The organism is Salipiger aestuarii (assembly GCF_003259905.1).
GTDB lineage: Bacteria > Pseudomonadota > Alphaproteobacteria > Rhodobacterales > Rhodobacteraceae > Salipiger > Salipiger aestuarii.
Window position 1 is genome coordinate 21,385 of record NZ_QLMG01000039.1, and the last position, 19,300, is coordinate 40,684.

23 protein-coding genes are annotated in these 19,300 nt (G+C 66.6%); 13 read left to right on the forward strand and 10 right to left on the reverse strand.

What is annotated here, in order from left to right:
- Positions 1-7 precede the first annotated feature (7 nt).
- The 7 genes from ATI53_RS17050 to gspG all read right to left on the reverse strand — a co-directional run bounded on the left by ATI53_RS17050 (position 8) and on the right by gspG (position 4,618).
- Positions 8-478 (reverse strand): type II secretion system protein M, encoded by a 471-nt coding sequence (locus ATI53_RS17050; protein ID WP_111550942.1) that lies wholly within the window; start codon positions 476-478, stop codon positions 8-10.
- A complete protein-coding gene (locus ATI53_RS17055; protein WP_170134602.1) occupies positions 475-1,587 on the reverse strand; it encodes a type II secretion system protein L in 1,113 nt (370 codons plus the stop codon). Before ATI53_RS17055 ends, ATI53_RS17050 begins: the two co-directional genes overlap by 4 nt.
- Before the next feature lie 65 nt (positions 1,588-1,652).
- Positions 1,653-2,591 (reverse strand): type II secretion system minor pseudopilin GspK, encoded by a 939-nt coding sequence (gene gspK, locus ATI53_RS17060; RefSeq protein WP_111550944.1) that lies wholly within the window; start codon positions 2,589-2,591, stop codon positions 1,653-1,655.
- Positions 2,588-3,271 (reverse strand): type II secretion system protein GspJ, encoded by a 684-nt coding sequence (locus tag ATI53_RS17065; protein ID WP_111550945.1) that lies wholly within the window; start codon positions 3,269-3,271, stop codon positions 2,588-2,590. Before ATI53_RS17065 ends, gspK begins: the two co-directional genes overlap by 4 nt.
- Positions 3,268-3,645, reverse strand: a complete 378-nt coding sequence (locus tag ATI53_RS17070; RefSeq protein WP_009504921.1) for a prepilin-type N-terminal cleavage/methylation domain-containing protein — start codon at positions 3,643-3,645, stop codon at positions 3,268-3,270. Before ATI53_RS17070 ends, ATI53_RS17065 begins: the two co-directional genes overlap by 4 nt.
- Positions 3,630-4,076, reverse strand: a complete 447-nt coding sequence (locus ATI53_RS17075) for a prepilin-type N-terminal cleavage/methylation domain-containing protein (RefSeq protein ID WP_009504920.1) — start codon at positions 4,074-4,076, stop codon at positions 3,630-3,632. The genes ATI53_RS17070 and ATI53_RS17075 overlap by 16 nt, the downstream gene beginning before the upstream one ends.
- On the reverse strand, positions 4,061-4,618 hold the full coding sequence (gspG, locus tag ATI53_RS17080; RefSeq protein WP_111550946.1) for a type II secretion system major pseudopilin GspG: 558 nt from the start codon (positions 4,616-4,618) through the stop codon (positions 4,061-4,063). The genes ATI53_RS17075 and gspG overlap by 16 nt, the downstream gene beginning before the upstream one ends.
- A gap of 39 nt (positions 4,619-4,657) precedes the next feature.
- Between gspG and ATI53_RS17085 the strand changes: the two genes are divergently transcribed.
- From ATI53_RS17085 to ATI53_RS17130, 11 genes are all read left to right on the forward strand, one after another.
- Complete coding sequence (locus ATI53_RS17085; RefSeq protein WP_111550947.1) at positions 4,658-5,482, forward strand: prepilin peptidase; 825 nt, start codon at positions 4,658-4,660, stop codon at positions 5,480-5,482.
- A gap of 91 nt (positions 5,483-5,573) precedes the next feature.
- Entirely contained in the window at positions 5,574-7,211 is a 1,638-nt protein-coding gene (locus tag ATI53_RS17090) for a tetratricopeptide repeat protein (protein ID WP_083840630.1), read from the forward strand.
- Positions 7,208-8,440, forward strand: a complete 1,233-nt coding sequence (locus tag ATI53_RS17095) for an SEL1-like repeat protein (RefSeq protein ID WP_111550948.1) — start codon at positions 7,208-7,210, stop codon at positions 8,438-8,440. Before ATI53_RS17090 ends, ATI53_RS17095 begins: the two co-directional genes overlap by 4 nt.
- Before the next feature lie 110 nt (positions 8,441-8,550).
- Positions 8,551-9,693 (forward strand): hypothetical protein, encoded by a 1,143-nt coding sequence (locus ATI53_RS17100; protein ID WP_009504915.1) that lies wholly within the window; start codon positions 8,551-8,553, stop codon positions 9,691-9,693.
- A 187-nt stretch (positions 9,694-9,880) separates the two neighbouring features.
- The gene (locus ATI53_RS17105) at positions 9,881-10,303 is read left to right on the forward strand and encodes a hypothetical protein (protein WP_111550949.1); all 423 of its coding nucleotides are present in this window, start codon (positions 9,881-9,883) and stop codon (positions 10,301-10,303) included.
- Positions 10,304-10,361: 58 nt separating this feature from the next.
- Positions 10,362-10,538 (forward strand): hypothetical protein, encoded by a 177-nt coding sequence (locus tag ATI53_RS23395; protein ID WP_170134603.1) that lies wholly within the window; start codon positions 10,362-10,364, stop codon positions 10,536-10,538.
- A gap of 179 nt (positions 10,539-10,717) precedes the next feature.
- On the forward strand, positions 10,718-11,110 hold the full coding sequence (locus tag ATI53_RS17110) for a hypothetical protein (protein ID WP_111550950.1): 393 nt from the start codon (positions 10,718-10,720) through the stop codon (positions 11,108-11,110).
- Positions 11,111-11,227: 117 nt separating this feature from the next.
- Positions 11,228-12,283, forward strand: a complete 1,056-nt coding sequence (locus ATI53_RS17115; RefSeq protein WP_111550954.1) for a GSCFA domain-containing protein — start codon at positions 11,228-11,230, stop codon at positions 12,281-12,283.
- Positions 12,273-12,929: a hypothetical protein gene (locus ATI53_RS17120; protein ID WP_146609949.1), complete on the forward strand. Its 657-nt coding sequence runs from the start codon at positions 12,273-12,275 to the stop codon at positions 12,927-12,929. The genes ATI53_RS17115 and ATI53_RS17120 overlap by 11 nt, the downstream gene beginning before the upstream one ends.
- A gap of 9 nt (positions 12,930-12,938) precedes the next feature.
- On the forward strand, positions 12,939-13,592 hold the full coding sequence (locus ATI53_RS17125; RefSeq protein ID WP_009504908.1) for a hypothetical protein: 654 nt from the start codon (positions 12,939-12,941) through the stop codon (positions 13,590-13,592).
- A gap of 112 nt (positions 13,593-13,704) precedes the next feature.
- A complete protein-coding gene (locus tag ATI53_RS17130) occupies positions 13,705-16,797 on the forward strand; it encodes an FG-GAP-like repeat-containing protein (RefSeq protein ID WP_009504907.1) in 3,093 nt (1,030 codons plus the stop codon).
- Here the strand turns inward: ATI53_RS17130 and ATI53_RS17135 are convergent.
- Positions 16,763-17,365 (reverse strand): TetR/AcrR family transcriptional regulator, encoded by a 603-nt coding sequence (locus ATI53_RS17135; RefSeq protein WP_170134604.1) that lies wholly within the window; start codon positions 17,363-17,365, stop codon positions 16,763-16,765. The genes ATI53_RS17130 and ATI53_RS17135 overlap by 35 nt on opposite strands.
- A 236-nt stretch (positions 17,366-17,601) precedes the next feature.
- On the opposite strand from ATI53_RS17135, the gene ATI53_RS24230 reads away from it, so the two are divergent.
- Both ATI53_RS24230 and ATI53_RS17140 read left to right on the forward strand, forming a co-directional pair.
- Positions 17,602-17,733 carry a hypothetical protein gene (locus tag ATI53_RS24230; RefSeq protein WP_009504905.1) on the forward strand — a complete coding sequence of 44 codons (132 nt, stop codon included), beginning with the start codon at positions 17,602-17,604 and terminating at the stop codon, positions 17,731-17,733.
- Between the two features lie 54 nt (positions 17,734-17,787).
- Positions 17,788-18,789, forward strand: coding sequence for an Ldh family oxidoreductase (locus tag ATI53_RS17140; RefSeq protein ID WP_111550953.1), 1,002 nt, complete (start codon positions 17,788-17,790; stop codon positions 18,787-18,789).
- Here the strand turns inward: ATI53_RS17140 and ATI53_RS24235 are convergent.
- Together ATI53_RS24235 and ATI53_RS23665 are read right to left on the reverse strand one after the other, a co-directional pair.
- Entirely contained in the window at positions 18,786-18,920 is a 135-nt protein-coding gene (locus tag ATI53_RS24235) for a hypothetical protein (protein ID WP_009504903.1), read from the reverse strand. The genes ATI53_RS17140 and ATI53_RS24235 overlap by 4 nt on opposite strands.
- A gap of 118 nt (positions 18,921-19,038) precedes the next feature.
- A partial coding sequence (locus ATI53_RS23665) for a hypothetical protein (protein WP_211315402.1) occupies positions 19,039-19,300 on the reverse strand: 262 nt, incomplete at its 5' end.

Consider the following 19,300-nt stretch of genomic DNA (forward strand, 5'->3'; position numbering starts at 1 on the left):
GCACTGCTCAGGGTGTCAGCGACAGCCGCGCGGTAACGACGCCGGGGGTGTCGGTGGCTTCGATCCGAAAGCTCTGGATGTCGTAGCCCCAATGCGGCGCCTGCGCTCCGAGCCAGCCGCCAAGGCGCAGAAAGTCGACCGCGTCGAAGACCATTTCGATGCGCCCGTCGGCGCCGGTGACCAGGGTCGAGACTTCGCCGCGCAGCCCGCCCGCGATCAGCCCCTTTTCGATGCCCGCCGTGCCGACCGGGGCGTTTTCCCGGTGGGCCAGGCGCGGCATCGCGGCCTGTTCCGCAAGTCGGTCACGCACCCATTGGTCCAGCGCCACCGCGTCGTTCAGCGCCTGTTCGGCGGCGGCGCGCCGGTCGGCCAGCGGCAGCAGCACGCCCAGCCCCAGTGTCGCTGGCAGCACCAGCAGCGCCGCCACCGCCAGCAGCATCCGTTCGCGCGGGGCGAGCCGCAGCAGAAGGTCGATCATCGGGGCGCCTCCGGTTGCAGCAAAAGCGTGCTGCGCACACCGCCGCCTTCGCGGGCAAGCGATTCGGTGATCGCGACGGCGAAGCCGGCGTCGCCAAGCTGTGCCGCGATGCGGTCGGTCGCAGCGAAATCCGGTAGCAGAAGCACCAGCGTCAGGCCCTCGCCCGAGGCCCAGGCGATGTCGCGCGGCCGGGCATCGGAGACGGCGACGATGCCGGCGGCGCGCGCGGTCAGCGCGACGGGGTCTTCGGCGCCCCGCTGCATCGCCTGCGCGGCGCGCGCGTCGGCAAGCGCGCGGGCGACCTGAACGCGCATATCGAGAATCGGCCCCGAGGGCACGACCTGTTCGCGCACCAGCGCGCGCGTGGTGCTGTCGATCCCGGCGCGCGCGCGGTCCAGCCGGTCGATGGCAAGGTATTGCGCCCCCGCCCACAGCGCCATCGCCAGTGCGGCGGCGAGCACCGGCCAGCGCCATGGCAGCACCTGTCGTTCCAGCCGCGAGCGCGCGGCCAGCGGGTCGCGGCGCAGATCGCAGGCCAGTTCGCCATGGGCGAAATCGTGCGGTCGGGGCAGGCCAAGCGCCGCGACCGCGTCGGGAGTGGTTGCCACGGGGATGCCTTGGCGGTCCGCCCAGTCCGCCAGCGCGGGCAGGCGGTGTGGCAGCAGCAGCGCGCCGGGGGCGCCGTCCCGCGCCAGCGCGCGGGTCAGTTGCAGCATCGCCACGGATGGCACTGCGGCAAAGCCATCATCCGGCCCAAGCCGGGCGCACAGCATGCCGTCATCTGTTTCGGTCACGCACCAGATTCCGCTTGCGGCGGGCAGGGCAAGATAGTCGGGCAGAACGGGGGTTGGGCCGTCGCGCCAGGCGTCGATCAGGGGCCGTGCGACGACAAAGACGCGCGTCCAGGGGGCGGATCCGTTGGCAAAGGGGCGCATCGCAAACTCCCCCGGCCCCAGACCCAGCCGGTCGGACAGCATCCGCAGCGCGACCTGTTCGCGGGCCTGTCCGCGCAGGCGCGCCGGCAAGTCCAGCGTCAGCAGCGCCACCTCGGCGCCGGACACAAGTGTGACCTGCGGTTCCTCGCGGTCGTGCCCGCTGCCTGCCGTCATGTCCGGTCTTGCCCTTTTTCCGTTGCGGTCAGGATGCCCGCGCCCGCGGGCGACCGCAACCGCCGTCATGGCCGCACCGTCACGCGCCAGGCGATGCGCGGGCCTTCGGACAGCGCGCGGCGTTCGATCAGCAGCTCTCTGGTGGCGCTGCGGGTGTCGATCCGCGCGTCGATCAGGGCCAGGAACCAGTCCGAGCGCACAGAGATCATGTCTTCGGAAAGCTGTTCGGGGGTGTCGTCGGCCTGTTGTTCATCCCCGGCACGCGCCAGCCCGACGTCGATCAGAAAGGCATCGACGGCCGTGTAGGGATTGGCGGAGCGGGCCGAAATCAGGCGGTCGATGGCGGGTTGCGACAGGGTGGGAAGCATCGCGGCCAGAACCTGCGGGGTGGCGGTGTTGATGTTCAGTCGGCTTGCGCCATCCAGTGCGGCAATATGGGGGGCGAGCCGGGCAAGCGCGCGAGGGGGCAGCCCCGGCACGGCGCGCAACTGCGACACCATCAGCAGACTGCCGCCCAGCGGTGCGCTCGGCGGATCGGCCAGAAGGTAAGCGCCGGGGTCCGCCGGGCCGCCGGGCCGCAAAAAGGCACGCAGCGCGGCATTGGCAGAGCTGGACACACCGAGACGGGCGCACAGCCGGTCGAACGCGTCGCTGCGAAATCCGTCCATGCCGCCCCCGGTCCCGCCCGCAAGCCAGTTGAGGTTGAACCGGCCCTGCTGGTCGATAATCCTCCCCGCGACGCTGCCCCGGTCAAGCCGCAGGGTGGCAGCGGGGGCGGCCCAGGCTTCGTCCGCGTGATCGACGTGGCCATCATCGCGGGCGATGCGCGCCAGCGCCAGAGCCTCGAATGCGTCCAGGTTCAGCGTCAGTTGTTCGGCGTCGATGCCGCCCGCCAGCCGCTGCCGCCCGCCTTCGGCGCGGGCCAGCAACAGCACCGCCAGCGCCGCCAGCGCGGCGACCAGCACCAGCGCGTTGACCAGCACGAAGCCGGGGCTGGCCTTCATTGCAGCGCCTCGATCAGGCGCAGGGGGCCGCGCCCGTTCAGAACCAGCACGATTTCAACCGCGAGGGGCAGGGTGCCGGAATAGGTTTCAGGCGCGATGAACGCGCTGTCGGCGTCTAGGGTCGCGGCGCTCTGGGCGGAGCCGGGCGGTGCGGTGCCCTCGGTCCAGCCCACCTGGGGCCAGTAGCTGCGCAGGCGCACGGCGGTGACCCCTTGCAGCACCGGCACATCCGCGCCGCGCGCGTGCGTCGAAGCCGGGGTCAGATCGCGCCATGCGCCGCGCCAAAGCGTGGCTGTGCGACGGTCAAACCGCCATTCGACGCGCTGGGGCCAATCGGTTTGCAGGGCCGTTCCGGGCACCGACCCCGGCGGACTGACCAACAGCGGCTGCCCGCCGGTGGTGATGGCGAACTGCCCCCCGTCAAAGCGCAGCGGCGATTGGGGGGCAGCAGCGTCCGGCGGGTAGAAGAGGCGGGGCAGCACCGCGCCAAGATCGCGGCGCAGCAAGGATACCGCCTGCGACAGCGCGGCGTTCTGGTTGTCGCGCTCGGACAGCCCGTCGTGCAGGCGCATCATGCCGGTGAGGCTTTGCACCCCCATTACCGCGACCATTGCGAACAGCGCCATGGCGATCACCAGTTCAAGCAGGGTCAGGCCGCGCTGTTTCGAATCGCGCGTCATTGCAAGCCGTCGGGGCGCAGGTAAACAGTCAGCATCGCGCCTTCGCCGCTGGCGGCACGCGCGGTGACGGTGGCGCGCAGCAGGCCGCCGGTGGTCGCCGCTGTTCGGGTGCCAATGGCGATGGTTTGCCCCATCAGGGACACGTCGCCGGGCAGGGCGGGACCCCGGCTGCCATACAGTTGCAGTTCCTCGGCGCGGTTGCGGGCGGCGACGCGGGCCAGCAGGCGGGGCTCTTCGCCGCCGATGGCACGGCGTGACTGATCGGTGGCGCGCAGCGCCGCAAGGCTGCCCAGCGACAGCACGAGGATGGCGATGACCAGTTCAAGCAGGGTCAGGCCGCGTGCGCCGCGGGGGGCGGTCAGCCGCCCGAGCATGTCGGTTCTGTCATTCCCTCACCTGCGCAGCGGCGGCTGCCACCGTCGCCGCTGAAGGTGATCCGCCACGCCGATCCCGCCCCGTTGGCCAGAAAGACGATGTCGGGACCATTCGCGACCCGCTCGCCCGTCAGGGTGACGCGCCCGCGCCAGGGGGCCATGTGCTGGGGGACTTGCCAGCCAGAGGCGTCGCGGCCCACCGCCGCCATGCCTCGCGCGCCGATCACCAGACCGCGGCTTTGGCCGCCGATCACCGCAAGCGCACGCTCGCGGCTCAGCGCCGCGAGAAACCGGGAAAGATCGCGGTCGGCCGCCGGAGCGCGGGACACGGCCAAGCCTGCCCCAACCGCCAGCACCGATACGATCGCCACCACGATCAGAAGCTCGACCAGGGTGAATCCGGTGTCGCGCCCCGTCACTGGATGGCCCATGACCCGATGTCCGCATCCGTGCCGCTGCCGCCCGACACCGCATCGGCCCCGTAGGAAAAAATGTCGAAATCGCCGTGAACGCCGGGGGCGAGATACTGGTAAGGCTGCCCCCAGGGATCCACTGGCATCCGGTCCATGTATCCGTTGCTGGCCCAATTGGCGGGAACCGGATCGGTGGCGGGCGGGGACACCAGCGCCGAAAGGCCCTGTTCGGTCGTGGGATAGCGGAAATTGTCGAGCCGATACAGGTTCACCGCGCTGGTGATGGCGGCAATGTCGGCACGCGCTCGCGCCACGCGGGCCTGATCGGGTCGGTCGATCACCCGCGGTACGATCACCACGGCGAGCAGCGACAGGATGACTACCACGACCATCAGCTCCAGCAGCGAGAAGCCGTCGTCGGCGGAACGCCGCGTTCCCGGAAAAGCAACGGCGGAACGCCGCGCCCTCGGGCAGGCATCGCCCGCGCGTCGGGCGGCGACGCTGTCGTCAGAAAGACACTGGCCCGCGTCGCGCCGGGATGTACGAAATTGACAATTCATCTAAATAGCGGTCCTTCTGGTCGACGCCATGATAGGAAGATGGATGAAGGCTTGTCCATCGCTGCCGACATCTCTTGCATCAGGAGTTTCCGGACCGTGCCCGACCTGCTGCTTTCGACCCTTCTGCCGCTGCTGCTTGCGCCGTGTGTCGGCTCGTTTCTGGCGGTGCTGGCCGACCGGCTGCCACGGGGCGAAGACGTGGTGACGCGCCCGTCCGCCTGCCGGGCCTGCGGCGCGCGGCTCGGGCCTGCGGATCTGGTGCCGGTACTGTCGTTCTGCCTGCGCCGGGGGCATTGCGGCACCTGCGCGGCGCCGATCCCGTCCTGGCTTTTGTATGTCGAGATCGCCGCGACGGGGCTTGCGGCGCTTGCGGTGGCCGCGGGAGGCGGCGCCGTGCAGGTCTGGGTCAGCCTGCTGTGGCTGTGGCTGCTGCTTGCGCTGGGGGTGGCGGATGCGCGGGCCTTTCGTCTGCCCGATGTCCTCGTTCTGGCGTTGTGCGCGGTTGCCGCGGCGGGCACGGCTCTGGTGGGGGCGCCGATCTGGCCGCCGCCGGGACAGGCGCTGGCCGGGGCACTGTTGGGCAGCGGGGCCTTTCTGACCCTGCGCCTTGGCTACCGGGCTCTGCGAGGGCGCGAAGGGCTGGGGCTTGGCGATGTCAAGCTGATGGCGGGCCTGGGGGCCTTTGCCGGCCCCTTCGATCTGCCGCTTGTGGTGCTGATGGCGGCGCTGGGCGGGCTGGCGGGCGCGGTGTCATGGCGGCGCGCCCGGTTGCGCCGGCACCTGAAACTGCCGTTTGGCAGCGCGCTTTGTGCCGCCGCCGGGCTGTTGTGGCTGCTGCGCGCGGCGCATCTCGTGCCGACATGACCGGGACGGGTGTTGAAATGGAACCGGGTGCCGCATAGGCTCGGCCACGCCGGACACATGGTCTGGTACCCATTCAGTTACCGGCGTTGACATGACATTCAAATTATTGACCACGCTTACCATTTTCGCCTGTCTTGCGGGCGTGTCCGCGCTTTGGGCGCAGGAGGGCGCCGCGCCCGGCGCAGGTCTGTCCGCCCCGCGCGAGGCGCAGCCCATGCCGGAGATGTCCGACATCGAAGCGGACTGGGCGCGCGGTGATTTCGTGTCGGTGCGCGCCGGATTGCGCCGCCTTGCGCAAGAGCGCGGCGACGCCTTTTCCGCCTATCGCTACGGCCGTGTCCTGCTTGAGGGGCGCGGCGGGCCGGTCGACGTGGCGCAGGCCGATCACTGGCTGTCGCGCGCAGCCGAGGGGGGCAACGTCGATGCGGCGACCCTGCTTGCGCGGGTCTACCTCAGCAACATTCCGGGCGGGCCGACCCGCGAACCGGCGCGTGCTGCCGGACTGCTGTCGCAGGCCGCCGCGCGTGGCAACGCGGAGGCGCAGTATCTGCTTGGGTTGCTGACCGATGGCGGCACCGGCGTGCCGCAGGATGCCGCGATGGCCTATAACTGGTTTCTTGCCGCTGCCGAGCAACAGCACCCCGGCGCCCAGCTTGAGGTCAGCCGGGCGCTGTCGCGTGGCAAGGGCACGGCGCTCGACACGGGCGCGGCGCTGGACTGGCTGACACGCGCCGCCGAAAACGGCGAGGCAGAGGCGCAATTCTATCTGTCCAACGCTTATGAGTCTGGCGGCAGCGTCCCGGCAAACCCGACCGAAGCGATGCGGTGGCTGCGGCGCTCTGCCGAGGCGGGGTTCCTGCCCGCGCAGGGCAGGCTGGGGGCAAAACACCTGGCAGGGGGCGATGTCGCGCAGGATCCGGCTGAGGCCCGGCGCTGGCTGGGACGTGCGGCGCAGGCCGGATCTGCGAGGGCGCTATACTTGCTGGGGCTGGCCTATCTGGGCGAGGATGGCGGCGCCGCCGACCCCGCCCAGGCGTTGCAGGCGTTGCGGAACGCGTCCGGGCAGGGCCATGGGCCGGCCACGCTCCGGTTGGCGCAGCTTGCCGAAACCGGTCTTGCCAACGCGATGGCCGCCGATTTCGAAACGTCGGTCGCATTGTATCGCAAGGCGCTGGCCGAAGACCAGCCCGAGGCCGCCCCGCACCTCGGGTCGCTGGCGGCCAGGGGCCGGCTCGACGGGCTCGTCGCACCGCATCAGGCCGTCCCCTGGGTGCTGGCCGCCGCCGGAACGGGCGATGTGAATGCCGAGGCCTGGCTGGCCGCGCGCGCCGGCGAAGGTCTGCGCCCGGCGCTTGTCGCGCAGGGGCGCTGGCTGCTGGATCGGGCGCAGCCCGCCGGGGCTGCGGAAAGCTTTCGCACGGCGGCGCAGATGGGCGACACCGACGCGCAGTACGAACTTGGCCGGATGTATTCGCAGGGCGCAGGGGTCGTGCAGGATTACCTGATGGCCCATGCCTGGCTGAACGTGTCCGCCGCGGGGGGGAACGACGCCGCCGCCGAGTTGCGCGGCGTGATCGGCGATCTCATTCCCCCCGAAGAAGAGGCCGCGGCACAGGCGCGGGTGCGGGCGTTCTTTGCCGCTGTGGCCCAGGCGGACCCCGGCACGCCGGTCGCGATGCCTGGCGCACCCGAAGACGCTGCCCCCGGCGGCGTGGAGCCAGCCGAATGATGCCGTCTTGGGTGCTGGCGCTGACGGCCTGCTTGTCGGGCGTCGGCGCGCAGGCCGTGCTCGCCCAGCAAACGGTGCCCCCGACACAGGCCCACGAAGCGCGCGCCCTGCAGGTGCCGCTGGCCCGGCTTGAATCTGCGGCGGCCGACGGCGACGCCGGGGCTCTCTACCTGCTTGGGCTGCGCTATCACGCCGGGCAGGGCGTCTTGCAGGATTTTGGCCGCGCCGCGGATCTGTTCGCCAAAGCTGCCGCGCAGGACAACGCCGCCGCGCAGGCGCAGTTGGCGAAATACCTGTACGAGGGGATTGGCGTCGCGCAGGACATCGACACGGCGATGGTCTGGTTCGGGCGGGCGGCACAAGCGGGCGCGGCGCAGCACCAGTTCGACTATGCGGTTGCGCTGGAAAATCGCCCGGTCGGCGCGGTCGATCCGGCGCATGCCGCGCAATGGTATCAAAAGGCCGTGGATCAGGGCCACGAGGATGCCGCCGTCAGTCTTGGGGTCCTCTATCAGAACGGCGCGGGCGTGGCGCAGGACCTGGACCGCGCCCGCGGGCTTTACCAAGGCCCGGCGGCGGCGGGCAATGGCCGGGCGCAGAACAACCTTGGCCTGATGTATGCGCGCGGCGAGGGCGTGGCCCAGGATTACGACCGTGCCGCCCGGCTTTTCGCCGCCGCCGCCGATCGGGGGGTCGCGCAGGCGATGACCAATCTCGGGGTGATGTACGAGAACGCCTTCGGGGTGCCGCTGGACGAGGCGCGTGCCGGGAATCTGTACCGCCAGGGGGGCCGGTACAAGACGGAAATCCAAAGCAACGGCCCGGCTGCGCCGCTGTACGATCCCCGGTTCGGCCCGCCGGACACCAGTCCCGAAGGGCTGGCGCGCATGATGGAGGCGGTGCGCGCAGGCGATCCGGTGGCGCAGTTCCAGGCGGGCTGGCTGGTGCTGGATCGTGGCGACGCCACCCATCGCGAACTTGTGCGCGCGGCTCAGATGCTGCACGCTGCGGCACAGGCGGGATTGCCCGCGGCGATGGCAAATCTTGGCTGGATGTATTTCGAAGGCCGGGGCCTGCCGCAGGACTATGTGCTTGGGTACATGTGGCTGATGCGTGCAAGTGCGGCCGGGCTGCGTGACGCGGTGGCGCTGAACGCCGTTCTGTCACGCAACATGCTGCCAACGCAGGTAACCGAAGCGCAGGCGCTGGCGGCACAGAGTCACGACTGAGCCGCGGCCACATGCTGACGTGTGGTCAAATTTCGTTGTGATCGGGTGGTTTTGCGTTAATCTGCGCCCACAGCGTTTCTGCCCGCGTCCATTTTGAAAGAGATTTCCCCATGAAGAATCACAGCATGAAAACCACCCTGGCCCTGTTTGGCGGCACCGCGATGCTTGCTCTGACCGCGGCCCCTGCCGCGGCGGACATCGTTCAGGCCGACGATGTGATTATCCCGTTCAGCCTTTGTGTCGGTACAGACTGCGTCAATGGCGAGGATTTCGGGTTCGACACCATTCGCCTGAAAGAAAACAATCTGCGGATTTCGTTCGTCGATACGTCGAACTCTGCAAGCTTTCCCGGCAACGACTGGCAGCTGACGGCGAACGCTTCGGGGAATGGCGGCGCGAACTATTTCGCCATCGACGATATCGACAGCGGGCGCACGCCGTTTCTGGTCGAGGCGGGCGCGATCGCCAATGCCTTGTATGTCGATTCCGATGGCGATGTCGGCATCGGCACGTCAACGCCGGTTGTCGAAGTGCACGCGGTCGATGGCAACACTCCGACATTGCGGCTTGAACAGGACGGATCCAGCGGCTTTGGTTCGCAAGTCTGGGATATCGCCGGCAACGAGACCAATTTTTTCATCCGCGACGTGACGCACGGGGCGAAATTGCCGTTTCGCATCGAACCGGACGCGGACACCAACGCGCTTTACATCGACAACGACAATGACATCGGGATGGGCGTGGCCAACCCGTCCTATCCGCTGCACATCAGGCGGGCTACCGGGGGGTTGAAGGATATGGTGAGGCTGGAAAATTCCGGCGACGTCACGATGATCTTCAACAACACCACCGCTGCCGCCGCGACCCCGGAATGGAAGCTTGCCAGCTTCAACGGCGATTTCTTCATCGGAACGCCGACCTCGCCGGGCCCGGAATTTCTGCTGTCCAATACCGGCGATCTGACCATCACGGGCAGTTTCATTTCGGGTGCGACAACGCTGAACGTGCCCGATTATGTGTTCGAAGACGGCTACGATCTGCCGAGCCTGACCGACGTGCGCGATTTCATCGACGCCAATGGCCATTTGCCCAAGATCCCTTCGGCGCGCGAAATCGGGGCCGGTGGCATCAACCTCAGCGAAATGCAGATGGCGCTTCTGGAAAAGATCGAAGAGCTGACGCTGTATACGCTGCAACAGCAGGCCGAAATCAGCGCGCTGCGGGCGGATCTTTCTACGCCCGTACAGAAGTGACCCAAGTTTCGGGGGCCGCATTGCGCATTGCGCGCGGTCCCCGCCGCAGTCTGGGCCGCGTCGTTCACGCGCGCAGCAGGCGGGCATGTGTCTGATCGGGCAACTTGTTTGTCTTCAATCCGGGCGGAAACTGCGTGTCACTCTGTTCCGCATTTGCGACCAACTGTGGCGTCAAGGGAAATGTCGAATGTTTCTGAACATCTTCAAGGCGGCGCTTGCCGTAGCGGCGGGGGCTTTCGCGACGGGGGCTGTCCTTGCCGCCGAGCCTCAGCCCATCCAGCAGCATAATTCCAACGCCGTGTGGTTCGAAAACTGGCTTGGGCTGAGCGGTGCCACCATGAAGGTGGTCGCGCCGGACGGGCAGATCCAGACGATCGAGGCGCAGTCCGGTACCCCGGTCTATCGGCTGGACGGCCGGCAAAGCGTCGATGGCGTCTATCGCTACGAAATCTCCGCAGCGACAGGGGAAACCGTCAAGATCGTCAATCCCGTCGACAACGGTCGCGGTGACCAGGGCGAGACGTCGATGAAGAAACCCTTTTACATGACGGGACATTTCGTTGTGTCCCGGAATGTGATCATAACCCCCAAAGATGTTCAGGAAGAGTAAACCGCTGGGGTGGTCGGGTTGGCCGGGCAAGGCTCTTTCATCAAACATCGAGACGCTGATGAACAGGCTGACCTTTTCGCCGCAATCGGGCGCGGCGTATGTAATGCTGATGTTCACGGCCCCTGCCGCGGCGGACATCGGTCAGGCCGACGATGTGATTGTCCCGTTCAGCCTTTGTGTGTCGGTACAGACTGAGTCAATGGCGAGGATTTCGGGTTCGACACCATTCGCCTGAAAGAAAACAATCTGCGAATTTCGTTCGTCGATGCGTCGAACTCTGCAAGCTTTCCCGGCAACGACTGGCAGCTGACGGCGAACGCATCGGCGAATGGCGGCGCGAACGATTTCGCCATCGACGATATCGACAGCGGGCGTACGCCGTTTCTGGTCGAGGCGGGCGCGATCGCCAATGCCTTGTATGTCGATGGCGATGTCGGCATCGGCACGCCGACATCGCCGGGCCCGGAATTTCTGCTGTCCAATACCGGCGATCTGACCATCACGGGCAGTTTCGTTTCGGGGGCGACAACGCTGAACGTGCCCCATCATGTGTTCGAAGACGGCTACGATCTGCCGAGCCTGACCGACGTGCGCGATTTCATCGACGCCAATGGCCATTTGCCCAAGATCCCTTCGGCGCGCGAAATCGGGGCCGGTGGCATCAACCTCAGCGAAATGCAGATGGCGCTTCTGGAAAAGATCGAAGAGCTGACGCTGTATACGCTGCAACAGCAGGCCGCACTTTCCAGCCAATCCGACAAGATTGCCGGCCTGGAAAGCGAAGCGGCCAAGCTTGCCGCGCAATAGGGCCAAACGACAATGGGCGGGGCCTGGCCCTTGCCCGAACCGGGCCTTGTGTGCAACCAATCCGCCCCTTAAGCTGCAAATGATTTGAACGACTGGCTTTTCCGGGGTCCGCAGCGCATGACAGACATCAGGAACCCGTATCAGACCCTGCCGTCCCGGAATTTCTGGCGCAGCGGTGTCGTCGAACCCGGCCCCCTCGGCATGACCGATCTTGTCGATCCGGGCTTTCGGATCACGCGGCAGGATCGCGTGGTCACGGCCGGGTCGTGTTTTGCGCAACGGCTGCGGCAGGTTCTGGTGGCGCGTGGTTACGACTGCCCCGTCGCCGAACCTGCCCCGCCCATGCTCGACCCGGCACATCACGCCCGGTTCAACTATGGCGTCTATAGCGTGCGGACCGGCAATATCTACACCCCGGCGATGCTGCGCCAGTGGCTGGGCTGGGCGCTGGATGGGGCGCCGGACGATCTGGAAACCTGGGACGATGGCGCCTGCGTGCAGGATGCGTTCCGGCCGGGCATCGAACCCGGCGGCTTTGCCGATCTGGCTGAATTGCGACGCGCCCGGCGGCGCACGCTGGACGCGCTGCGCCGGTCGGTGACCGATGCGACGGTGTTTGTGTTGACCCTTGGCCAGACCGAGGCCTGGCGCAACAGGCACACGGGGCTGTTTTATTCCGGTTGTCCGGGCACCGTGGCGGGCCGGTTCGACCCAGACCTGCATGAATTCGTGAATTTCGAATATCCGCAATTGTACGAAGACCTTGCCTGGTCGCTTGACCGGCTGCGCGGCCTGAACCCGGCGCTGAAGATCATCCTGACCGTGTCGCCCGTACCGCTGACGGCCACGGCGGAACCGCAGGGCCACGCGTTGGTGGCCAACACCTACACAAAATCCGTGCTGCGCGCGGTGGCGGGCAGCCTCGCACGGCAGGACGGGGTGGATTATTTCCCCAGCTACGAGCTGGTGACCGCGCCGCCGTTCCGGGGCATGTTCTACGCGCCGAACCTGCGCACGGTCGATCCCTGGGGTGTGAAATTCATCATGGACTGCTTTGTCCGGCTTTACGGCGCGCCGGACGACGAGGTTCCCGACGCCCGGCCTGCGGGCGGAACCGATGACGACGTCCTCGTCTGCGAGGATTTCCTTCTGGACTATTACAATGGCAACTGACCGACCGGTGTTTCTGCTGGGCGATTCGAACGCGGTTGCCATCGGCCTTGCCGCGCGGGCGGCGGGGCGTCCGATTCAGGGGGGGCCGATTGGCACCGGGCTGGACCTTGAACAGCCGTTCTACCGGGTCGAAAACGGAGATTTCCTGTTGCTGGGTGCCAAGCGGGCGTCCTTGGTCGCGGAGTTTCGCGACCTTTTGCGCTATGATGGTCCGATCCTTTGCACCGCCGGTTTCAATGCGTTGCGCTTTGCCCGGCGCCTGCACGATTTCACGGTCGCACAAGGGGCGGCGCACTGGTCCGAGCTGATTTCGGAACAGGTCATGGTGCAGACGATCCGCGACACCCGCGCCCAGGTGCTGGCGCTTTATGCGCTGCTTAACGCGCATGGCAGACGGGTGTATTTCCTGCATTCACCGCAGCGTGGCCCGGCGCGCTACCTGCCGACCTTGCGCGACTTTGAGGCGCGGCTTATCCCGATGGTGACGCAGACCGGGGCGCGATTTCTTGACATCCGCGATCGGATCACCGGCCCCGACGGACCCCGCCCCGAATATGCCCGGCCGGACGATCCGACGCATGGCAATGCCCGGATGGGGGCGCTTGTGCTTGACGCGCTGGATGACGCGCTGAGCGAGGAAAGATAGAAAGACCGCATGGCGCTTGTTTCCTTCAGACATGGGCTGGTGTTCGTAAAGACCGCAAAGACCGCGGGCACCAGCATTGAAACCGATCTCAGCCAGCGGCTGGAGGAGGCGGCGATCGTCACCCCCATCCTGCCGCCCGAGCCGGGCCATGTGGCGCGCAATTATCTGGGGCCGGATGGAACGCCCGCGTTTCAGAACCACATGCCCGCCACGCAGATCCGCGCGCTGATTGGCGCCGACAGGTTCGACTCCATGACGCGGATCTGCGTGGAACGCGAGCCGGTCGAAAAATGCATCAGCCAATTCCACATGCTGCGCAACTCGCCGCTGCACAACCCCGATGGCAGCTATCGCAAATCCTGGGACGCGTATGTCGAGGACGGCAAGTTTCCCAATTCCGTCGCCGCCTATACCGAGATTTGCGATGGCGTGCGCGTGAGCCTGATGACCCATATCTTGCGCTACGACCGGCTGGCACAGGATCTGCCGCCGCTGCTGGACAAACTCGGAATCCCCGATTTCGTGCTGCGCAGCCGCGCCAAGGCCGATTATTCGCGCAACGTTCTTGTGACCCCCGCCGATGTCAGCCCGGCGCAACGCGCGCGGATCTATGACGCCTTTCGCGACAGCTTGCGTGTCTGCGGGTTTGACTGGCAGGCGTGACCCGGCGGGGCTTTGTGGTTGACCATGGGGAACGGGATCGCGCACTCTGCCTGAGTATTTCATCCAATGACTTCCAGGTGCCCCTTCGGGCGGTAAAATCACGAGGCCCCCGATGACCCTGTCCGGGATCGTTCACAAACCCTATGAGAAACGTTTCCTGTTGGCGCTGCTCATCGTCGCGGTACTGGCGTACCTGTTCTGGACCGGCTCGCGCTATCCGGCGCTGAACGAAAAGGCGGTGATGTCCGGGGCGATCCAGCTTGAGGACGTCCTGAGTTTCGAGGCGACGTTTCCGATCACCACCGACATGACGCTGCTGGAACGGATCTTTCGGTCGACACTGAACTGGATCAGCACCAACAAGAAGGGCATGACCTTTGGGGTGCTCTTTGCAGCCGCCTTCCTGACGGCCGGGTCGTATCTTCGGCGCAAGAGTTTTGAAGGTGGATTCAGCAATTCGCTGCTTGGTCTGGTGATCGGCACGCCGCTTGGAGTTTGTGTCAACTGCGCCGCGCCTATCGCGCGCGGCATGTACACCGGCGGGCTGCGTGCGGAAACCACCCTGAGCGCGATGGTCGCCTCGCCGACGCTGAACATCGTGGTGCTGACGATGCTGTTCAGCCTGATGCCGGTGTATATGGCGCTGACCAAGATCGCGCTCAGTCTGCTGATTATCCTGATCGCGGTGCCGCTGATCTGCCGTTTGCTGCCCCGCACCGAAATCGCACCCGACCTGCGCCGCCCCCAGCCGTGGAGCGAGGCCGAACTTGGCGCGGGCCCCCCGCCGACCGAAGGCGTTCCGGCCGCCGTGCTGGGCGTGATCGTCGCCTATCTGCGCAACCTCTGGTACATCGTCAGGATGACCGTCCCGCTGATGATCCTGGCGGGGTTTCTGGGCACGGTCGTGGCGATCTTTCTGCCCGGCGAGGCGCTGATGACGACGGGGTTCTCGGCGCTGGTACTGGCGGTTGTGGTGCTGGCGGGTGTGTTCCTTCCGGTGCCCATCGGCTTTGACGTGGTGATGGCAGGGGTACTGCTGACGGCGGGGCTGGATCAGGGCTATGTCATGGCGCTGCTGTTCACGCTTGGCAGCTTTTCGGTCTATTCGTGGTTCATCGTGACCCAGGCACTGGGCCTGCGCGCCGGGGGTTTGATGGCCGCCGCCGTGGCGATCTGCGGCTATCTCGCCGGGATCGGGGCACAGGGCTATCACGAATGGCAGACCGAGCGCGCGCTCAGGGAATTGCTGGGCGGGGGGGGCGCCTCCTGGGGGGCTGCGATGGCCGGCGAGGCCGACCCCTGGGTCGTGACCAGCGCCGATGCCGACCGTATCCAGATCAGCGCGCAGCGATTTTTCCACGCATCGCCCCCCGCCCAAACCGGCTTTACCCGGCTTGAGGCGCGCGAGATCGGCATCGACAAGCCGCTGGAATTTTCGTTCCGCGACATGTGGCCGCCGTTCTGGGAAGGGCGCAGCGTGACCAGCGGCGACATCGACCAGGACGGCGACGTCGACCTCGTGATCGCATCGACCGAGGCGGGGCTGTACCTCTATCGCAACGAGGGCGGCGTATTTTCCCGTATCGACGCGGATATGGGCGTGCTTGCGGATCTGCCGGTGTTCAACGCCGCCCTGGTCGATGTGGACAACGATGGCTGGCGCGACATGGTGGTCGCGACCTATCGGGGGGGCAATTATCTGTGGCGCAACGTCGATGGCTCCTTCGGGGCAGCGCCGCCTGAACCGATCGCGGCGGGCGGCGACCCCGAGGCGCCGCTGGCCATGGCGCTCAGCTTTGGCGATCCGGACCGTGACGGCGATCTGGATCTCGCGCTCGGCAACTGGGCGGCCGGTTGGTACCGGCGTATTCCGGGCGAGGAATCGCGCAACCGCATCCTGTGGAACGAGGCGGGCCGCCTCGGGGCGCGCGTCACCGATCTTCCCGGCATCCCCGGCGAGACGCTGTCGATCCTGTTCACCGATCTGGACGACGATGGCGCCGCCGACCTGATCGTCGGCAATGATTTCGACATCCCCGATTACATCTACATGGGGGACGGGGCCGGAGCGTTCGCGCAGATCACCCATGGCGATGGTATCGTGCCGCATGTCACGACCACCACGATGGCGGTCGGAACCGGCGATCTGTCGGGGAACCTGCGCCCCGAGCTGTATCTCGCACAGATTTCCGGACGCTCGTCCGGCGTGTCGAAAAAGCTCAAGATGCAGCCGCTGACGCAGTATTGCGATGGCATTCAGGATCCTGACGACAAGGTCGTCTGCGCGCGCAACATGCAGATCAAGAGCTGGTACAAGGCGGGCAACAATTTCGATCCGACCTATGCCAGCAAGTGCCGCGACCTGTCGGGGCGGGATCAGGCGGAATGCAAGGCGATGCTGGTCAAGGATCTGGCGATCCAGCGCGGAGATGCAGCGATCTGTGCGCTGATCCCCGAGGCTCAGCCGATTCCGCGCAGCTACTGCGACCTGCATTTTCAGCCCGTCCGCGCCGTCACCGCGCAAGAGGCCGAAGACAGCATCCAGCAGGTGCTGCGGTCGAACGTGCTGCTGGAATGGGACGGCGCGACGCTCCGGGACAGCGCCGGGCCGCGCGGGCTGGAGGTCGGCGGCTGGAGCTGGGACACCAAGCTTGGAGATTTCGACAACGACGGCGATCTGGACGTGTATATCGTCAACGGCACATGGGTGCCCAACGAGGTGTCTCCGTCCAACCTGTTCTTTGAAAACGACGGCACGGGGCGGTTCACCGAAAGTTCGGGGCCCTTCGGGCTCGAAGACTACCTGATGACCGCCAGTGCGACGCAGTTCGACATGGACGGGGACGGCGATCTGGATTTTCTGACCCATCCGGTGAACGGGCCGCTGACGGTGTTTCGCAACAACGCGCAGGGCCTGTCGATCAGCTTCGCACTTGACGATCGGGCGGGCAATCGAGACGGCATCGGCGCAAGGATCATCGTCACCGACACAACCGGGCACACGCAGATGCGCGAGGTGCAACTGGGCGGCGGGTTCATGTCGTTCGACGCGCCGGTGGCGCATTTTGGCCTTGGTGCGGCGCGACGGATAAGCCAAGCGCGGATTCGCTGGGCGAGTGGTGGCGAAACGGTGATCGCCGGGCCGCTGGAGGCGGGCGCGCAGTATCGCGTCATGCGGCAGGGCACCCTGGATCAGGGCGGCTGATCTGGTGGCGCGCGGCCAGAAACAACCGCATCAGGTCACTTGCAGACGGGTCCGACACGATGGTCATCGCCGGGGCATAGGCGATTTCGTGCAGCGCGGCCCCGACGAGCAGCGGCGGTTCGGACAGACCCAGCGGGCCGACAACCACCGCGCCCAGAGCGCGCCAGTTGGCTTGCAAAATCCCGGTCAGCTGATCTATGACTTCGGTGTCGTCGCGTTTTTGACGCACGAACTCGATCAGCGTCAGGGGCCAGGATCCGCTTTTCGCGCGCTCTCCGGCCCAGTCGATCAGCAGCGCTTCGACCTCGCGCCGCCCTTGCGCGACGCCGATTGCGGCGATCAGCCGGTCCAGATCACGCCGCGCGATCGTGCCGAGGACCTCTAGGAACATCGTTTCCTTGCCACTGAAATTTGCATAGACGGCGCCTTTGGTGTATCCGGCCTCTGCCGCGATGGCGTCGAGCGATGTGCCGGTGTAGCCGCGCGCGGCAAACAATGTCTCGGCTGCGGCCAGCAGTCGGCTGCGGGTTTTCTGGACGGTTTCCTTGCGGGTCATGCGTGGTGACATGCGGTTTTTTCCCTTTGGCGACGATGATGGCTGGCTTGAGGGCTTGAATTTTTCATACTCACTGGTATTTGGATACTCAAGGGTATTCGGGTTGTGGTGTCTGGTCTGCGACCCGCGATCCCGGTTGGCCGCCAGATCAGCGCGGCACCCTGACATTCGGAACGGACACGCGTTTGCGCCGCAGACCGACAGGCTGCGCGGTCCCGACCGCTTTCGTATGATGCAAAGGAAAGCCCATGGCCGATACCAAGACCCCCGTTCCGTTTCATGCCGCCTTCGCCACCTCTGCCGGGGGCGCGATCACGGTTTTTGCCCCGGCAGAGCCTGACACCCCCACACAGAACACGGGCCGCACGACTCCGGCTTGACCTCTGCCGCGCGCCGGGGTCTCCTGCGCGCGCAACAGGCCACAGAGGGCAGGGATGACCGACACCAGAGTGCCCTTTGACGACCTTGTGCAGATGCTGGCGGCGATCTTCCTGCGGCAGGGCCTGCCCGAGCATATCGCCGGCATTCTTGCGGCCAATTGCGCGGCCTGCCAGCGTGACGGCGCGCTCAGCCACGGGGTGTTTCGCATCCCCGGCTATGTTTCGACGATCAACAGCGGTTGGGGCCAGCCGGAAGCCATGCCGGTCATCGACCCCGGCGACGGCGCGCTGATCGGGGTCGACGCGCGCGGGGGTTTTGCCCAGGTCGCGCTGGACCACGCGCGCGCCCTGCTGCTGGACCGGGTTCGCGCGCAGGGCATCGCCGCGCTGTCGATCCGCCACTCACAACATTTCAGTGCCCTCTGGCCGGATGTCGAACCCTTTGCCGAGAACGGACTGGTCGCGCTGTCGGTGGTCAATTCCATGGCGGTGGTGGCACCGGCACCGGGGGCGGCGCCGGTCTTTGGCACCAACCCCATGGGGTTTTCCTGCCCGCGCGATGGACAGCCGCCCTACACCTGGGATCAGGCGGCCAGCGCGCTGGCGCATGGCGACGTGCAGATCGCCGCGCGCGAAGGGCACATGCTGCCCGCTGACGCGGGCGTGGATGCGCATGGCCAGCCGACCGGCGATCCGGCGAAAATCCTGGACGGCGGCGCCTTGCTGCCGTTCGGCGGCCACAAGGGCGCGTCGATCGCCATGACCATCGAAATCCTTGCGGCCGCCTTTACCGGCGGCGCCTTTTCGGCAGAGGTCGACTGGACGGACCATCCCGGCGCCAGGATCCCGCTGACCGGGCAGTTCCTGCTGGTGATGGACCCGTCTCGTGGCGGCACCGGCTTTGCCGCCCGCGTCGCGCAGCTGTCGGACACGGTGCGCGCGGCGGGGCAGCAGCGCCTGCCCGGAGACCGGCGCCACCGCATCCGCGCTGACGCCCAGGCCAGGGGCGTCGCGCTGTCGCCTGACGATCTGACGATGCTGAACAGTTATCTTTAGCGGCGCGGAATGCCGTCCATCGGGGCGACTTCGCCTTCACCGGTTGGCGCGACCTTCATCACAGTGATCGGGGCGTTCGTGCCCTTCATCGACTTGGCGCCGCCAAGCCCATCGTCTGTGTCGAGATACACCGTTGTGAATGTGATCTCGAACGGTTGGATGCCTGCGCCAAAGCCAAGCCGTAGCCCGCGCTGGAATATGCCGCCGCTTACCTCACGCCCGAACGGCTGGACGCCTGTCGCGCCCCATTTAAGCGAGAAACATCACGACCGCAGCTGAGACGATCACCAGCGGCGGGCATGAGTACATTCTTGAAGCCACCGCGATGGCAACCGCCCTGGCGGCATCCGATCTGTCCGCATCGGTCGCCGGCAGCCACGCGAAAGCGGCCCATATGAACGGCGACGTGACCGGGCCAGCGACGCAGTAGCCGGCTACCTTCAAGCAATATTCAAACGTATCCCTCCGGTGGGGGCCGTCTGACGGGGCGTTGGAGGCGATGATAAGTCCG

Coding starts and splice junctions, on each gene's coding strand:
- ATI53_RS17050 (WP_111550942.1), bottom strand. CDS start 478: ATGATCGACCTTCTGCTGCGGCTCGCCCCGCGCGAACGGATGCTGCTG.
- ATI53_RS17055 (WP_170134602.1), bottom strand. CDS start 1,587: ATGACGGCAGGCAGCGGGCACGACCGCGAGGAACCGCAGGTCACACTT.
- gspK (WP_111550944.1), bottom strand. CDS start 2,591: ATGAAGGCCAGCCCCGGCTTCGTGCTGGTCAACGCGCTGGTGCTGGTC.
- ATI53_RS17065 (WP_111550945.1), bottom strand. CDS start 3,271: ATGACGCGCGATTCGAAACAGCGCGGCCTGACCCTGCTTGAACTGGTG.
- ATI53_RS17070 (WP_009504921.1), bottom strand. CDS start 3,645: ATGCTCGGGCGGCTGACCGCCCCCCGCGGCGCACGCGGCCTGACCCTG.
- ATI53_RS17075 (WP_009504920.1), bottom strand. CDS start 4,076: ATGGGCCATCCAGTGACGGGGCGCGACACCGGATTCACCCTGGTCGAG.
- gspG (WP_111550946.1), bottom strand. CDS start 4,618: ATGAATTGTCAATTTCGTACATCCCGGCGCGACGCGGGCCAGTGTCTT.
- ATI53_RS17085 (WP_111550947.1), top strand. CDS start 4,658: ATGGATGAAGGCTTGTCCATCGCTGCCGACATCTCTTGCATCAGGAGT.
- ATI53_RS17090 (WP_083840630.1), top strand. CDS start 5,574: ATGACATTCAAATTATTGACCACGCTTACCATTTTCGCCTGTCTTGCG.
- ATI53_RS17095 (WP_111550948.1), top strand. CDS start 7,208: ATGATGCCGTCTTGGGTGCTGGCGCTGACGGCCTGCTTGTCGGGCGTC.
- ATI53_RS17100 (WP_009504915.1), top strand. CDS start 8,551: ATGAAGAATCACAGCATGAAAACCACCCTGGCCCTGTTTGGCGGCACC.
- ATI53_RS17105 (WP_111550949.1), top strand. CDS start 9,881: ATGTTTCTGAACATCTTCAAGGCGGCGCTTGCCGTAGCGGCGGGGGCT.
- ATI53_RS23395 (WP_170134603.1), top strand. CDS start 10,362: ATGAACAGGCTGACCTTTTCGCCGCAATCGGGCGCGGCGTATGTAATG.
- ATI53_RS17115 (WP_111550954.1), top strand. CDS start 11,228: ATGACAGACATCAGGAACCCGTATCAGACCCTGCCGTCCCGGAATTTC.
- ATI53_RS17120 (WP_146609949.1), top strand. CDS start 12,273: ATGGCAACTGACCGACCGGTGTTTCTGCTGGGCGATTCGAACGCGGTT.
- ATI53_RS17125 (WP_009504908.1), top strand. CDS start 12,939: ATGGCGCTTGTTTCCTTCAGACATGGGCTGGTGTTCGTAAAGACCGCA.
- ATI53_RS17130 (WP_009504907.1), top strand. CDS start 13,705: ATGACCCTGTCCGGGATCGTTCACAAACCCTATGAGAAACGTTTCCTG.
- ATI53_RS17135 (WP_170134604.1), bottom strand. CDS start 17,365: ATGTCACCACGCATGACCCGCAAGGAAACCGTCCAGAAAACCCGCAGC.
- ATI53_RS24230 (WP_009504905.1), top strand. CDS start 17,602: ATGGCCGATACCAAGACCCCCGTTCCGTTTCATGCCGCCTTCGCCACC.
- ATI53_RS17140 (WP_111550953.1), top strand. CDS start 17,788: ATGACCGACACCAGAGTGCCCTTTGACGACCTTGTGCAGATGCTGGCG.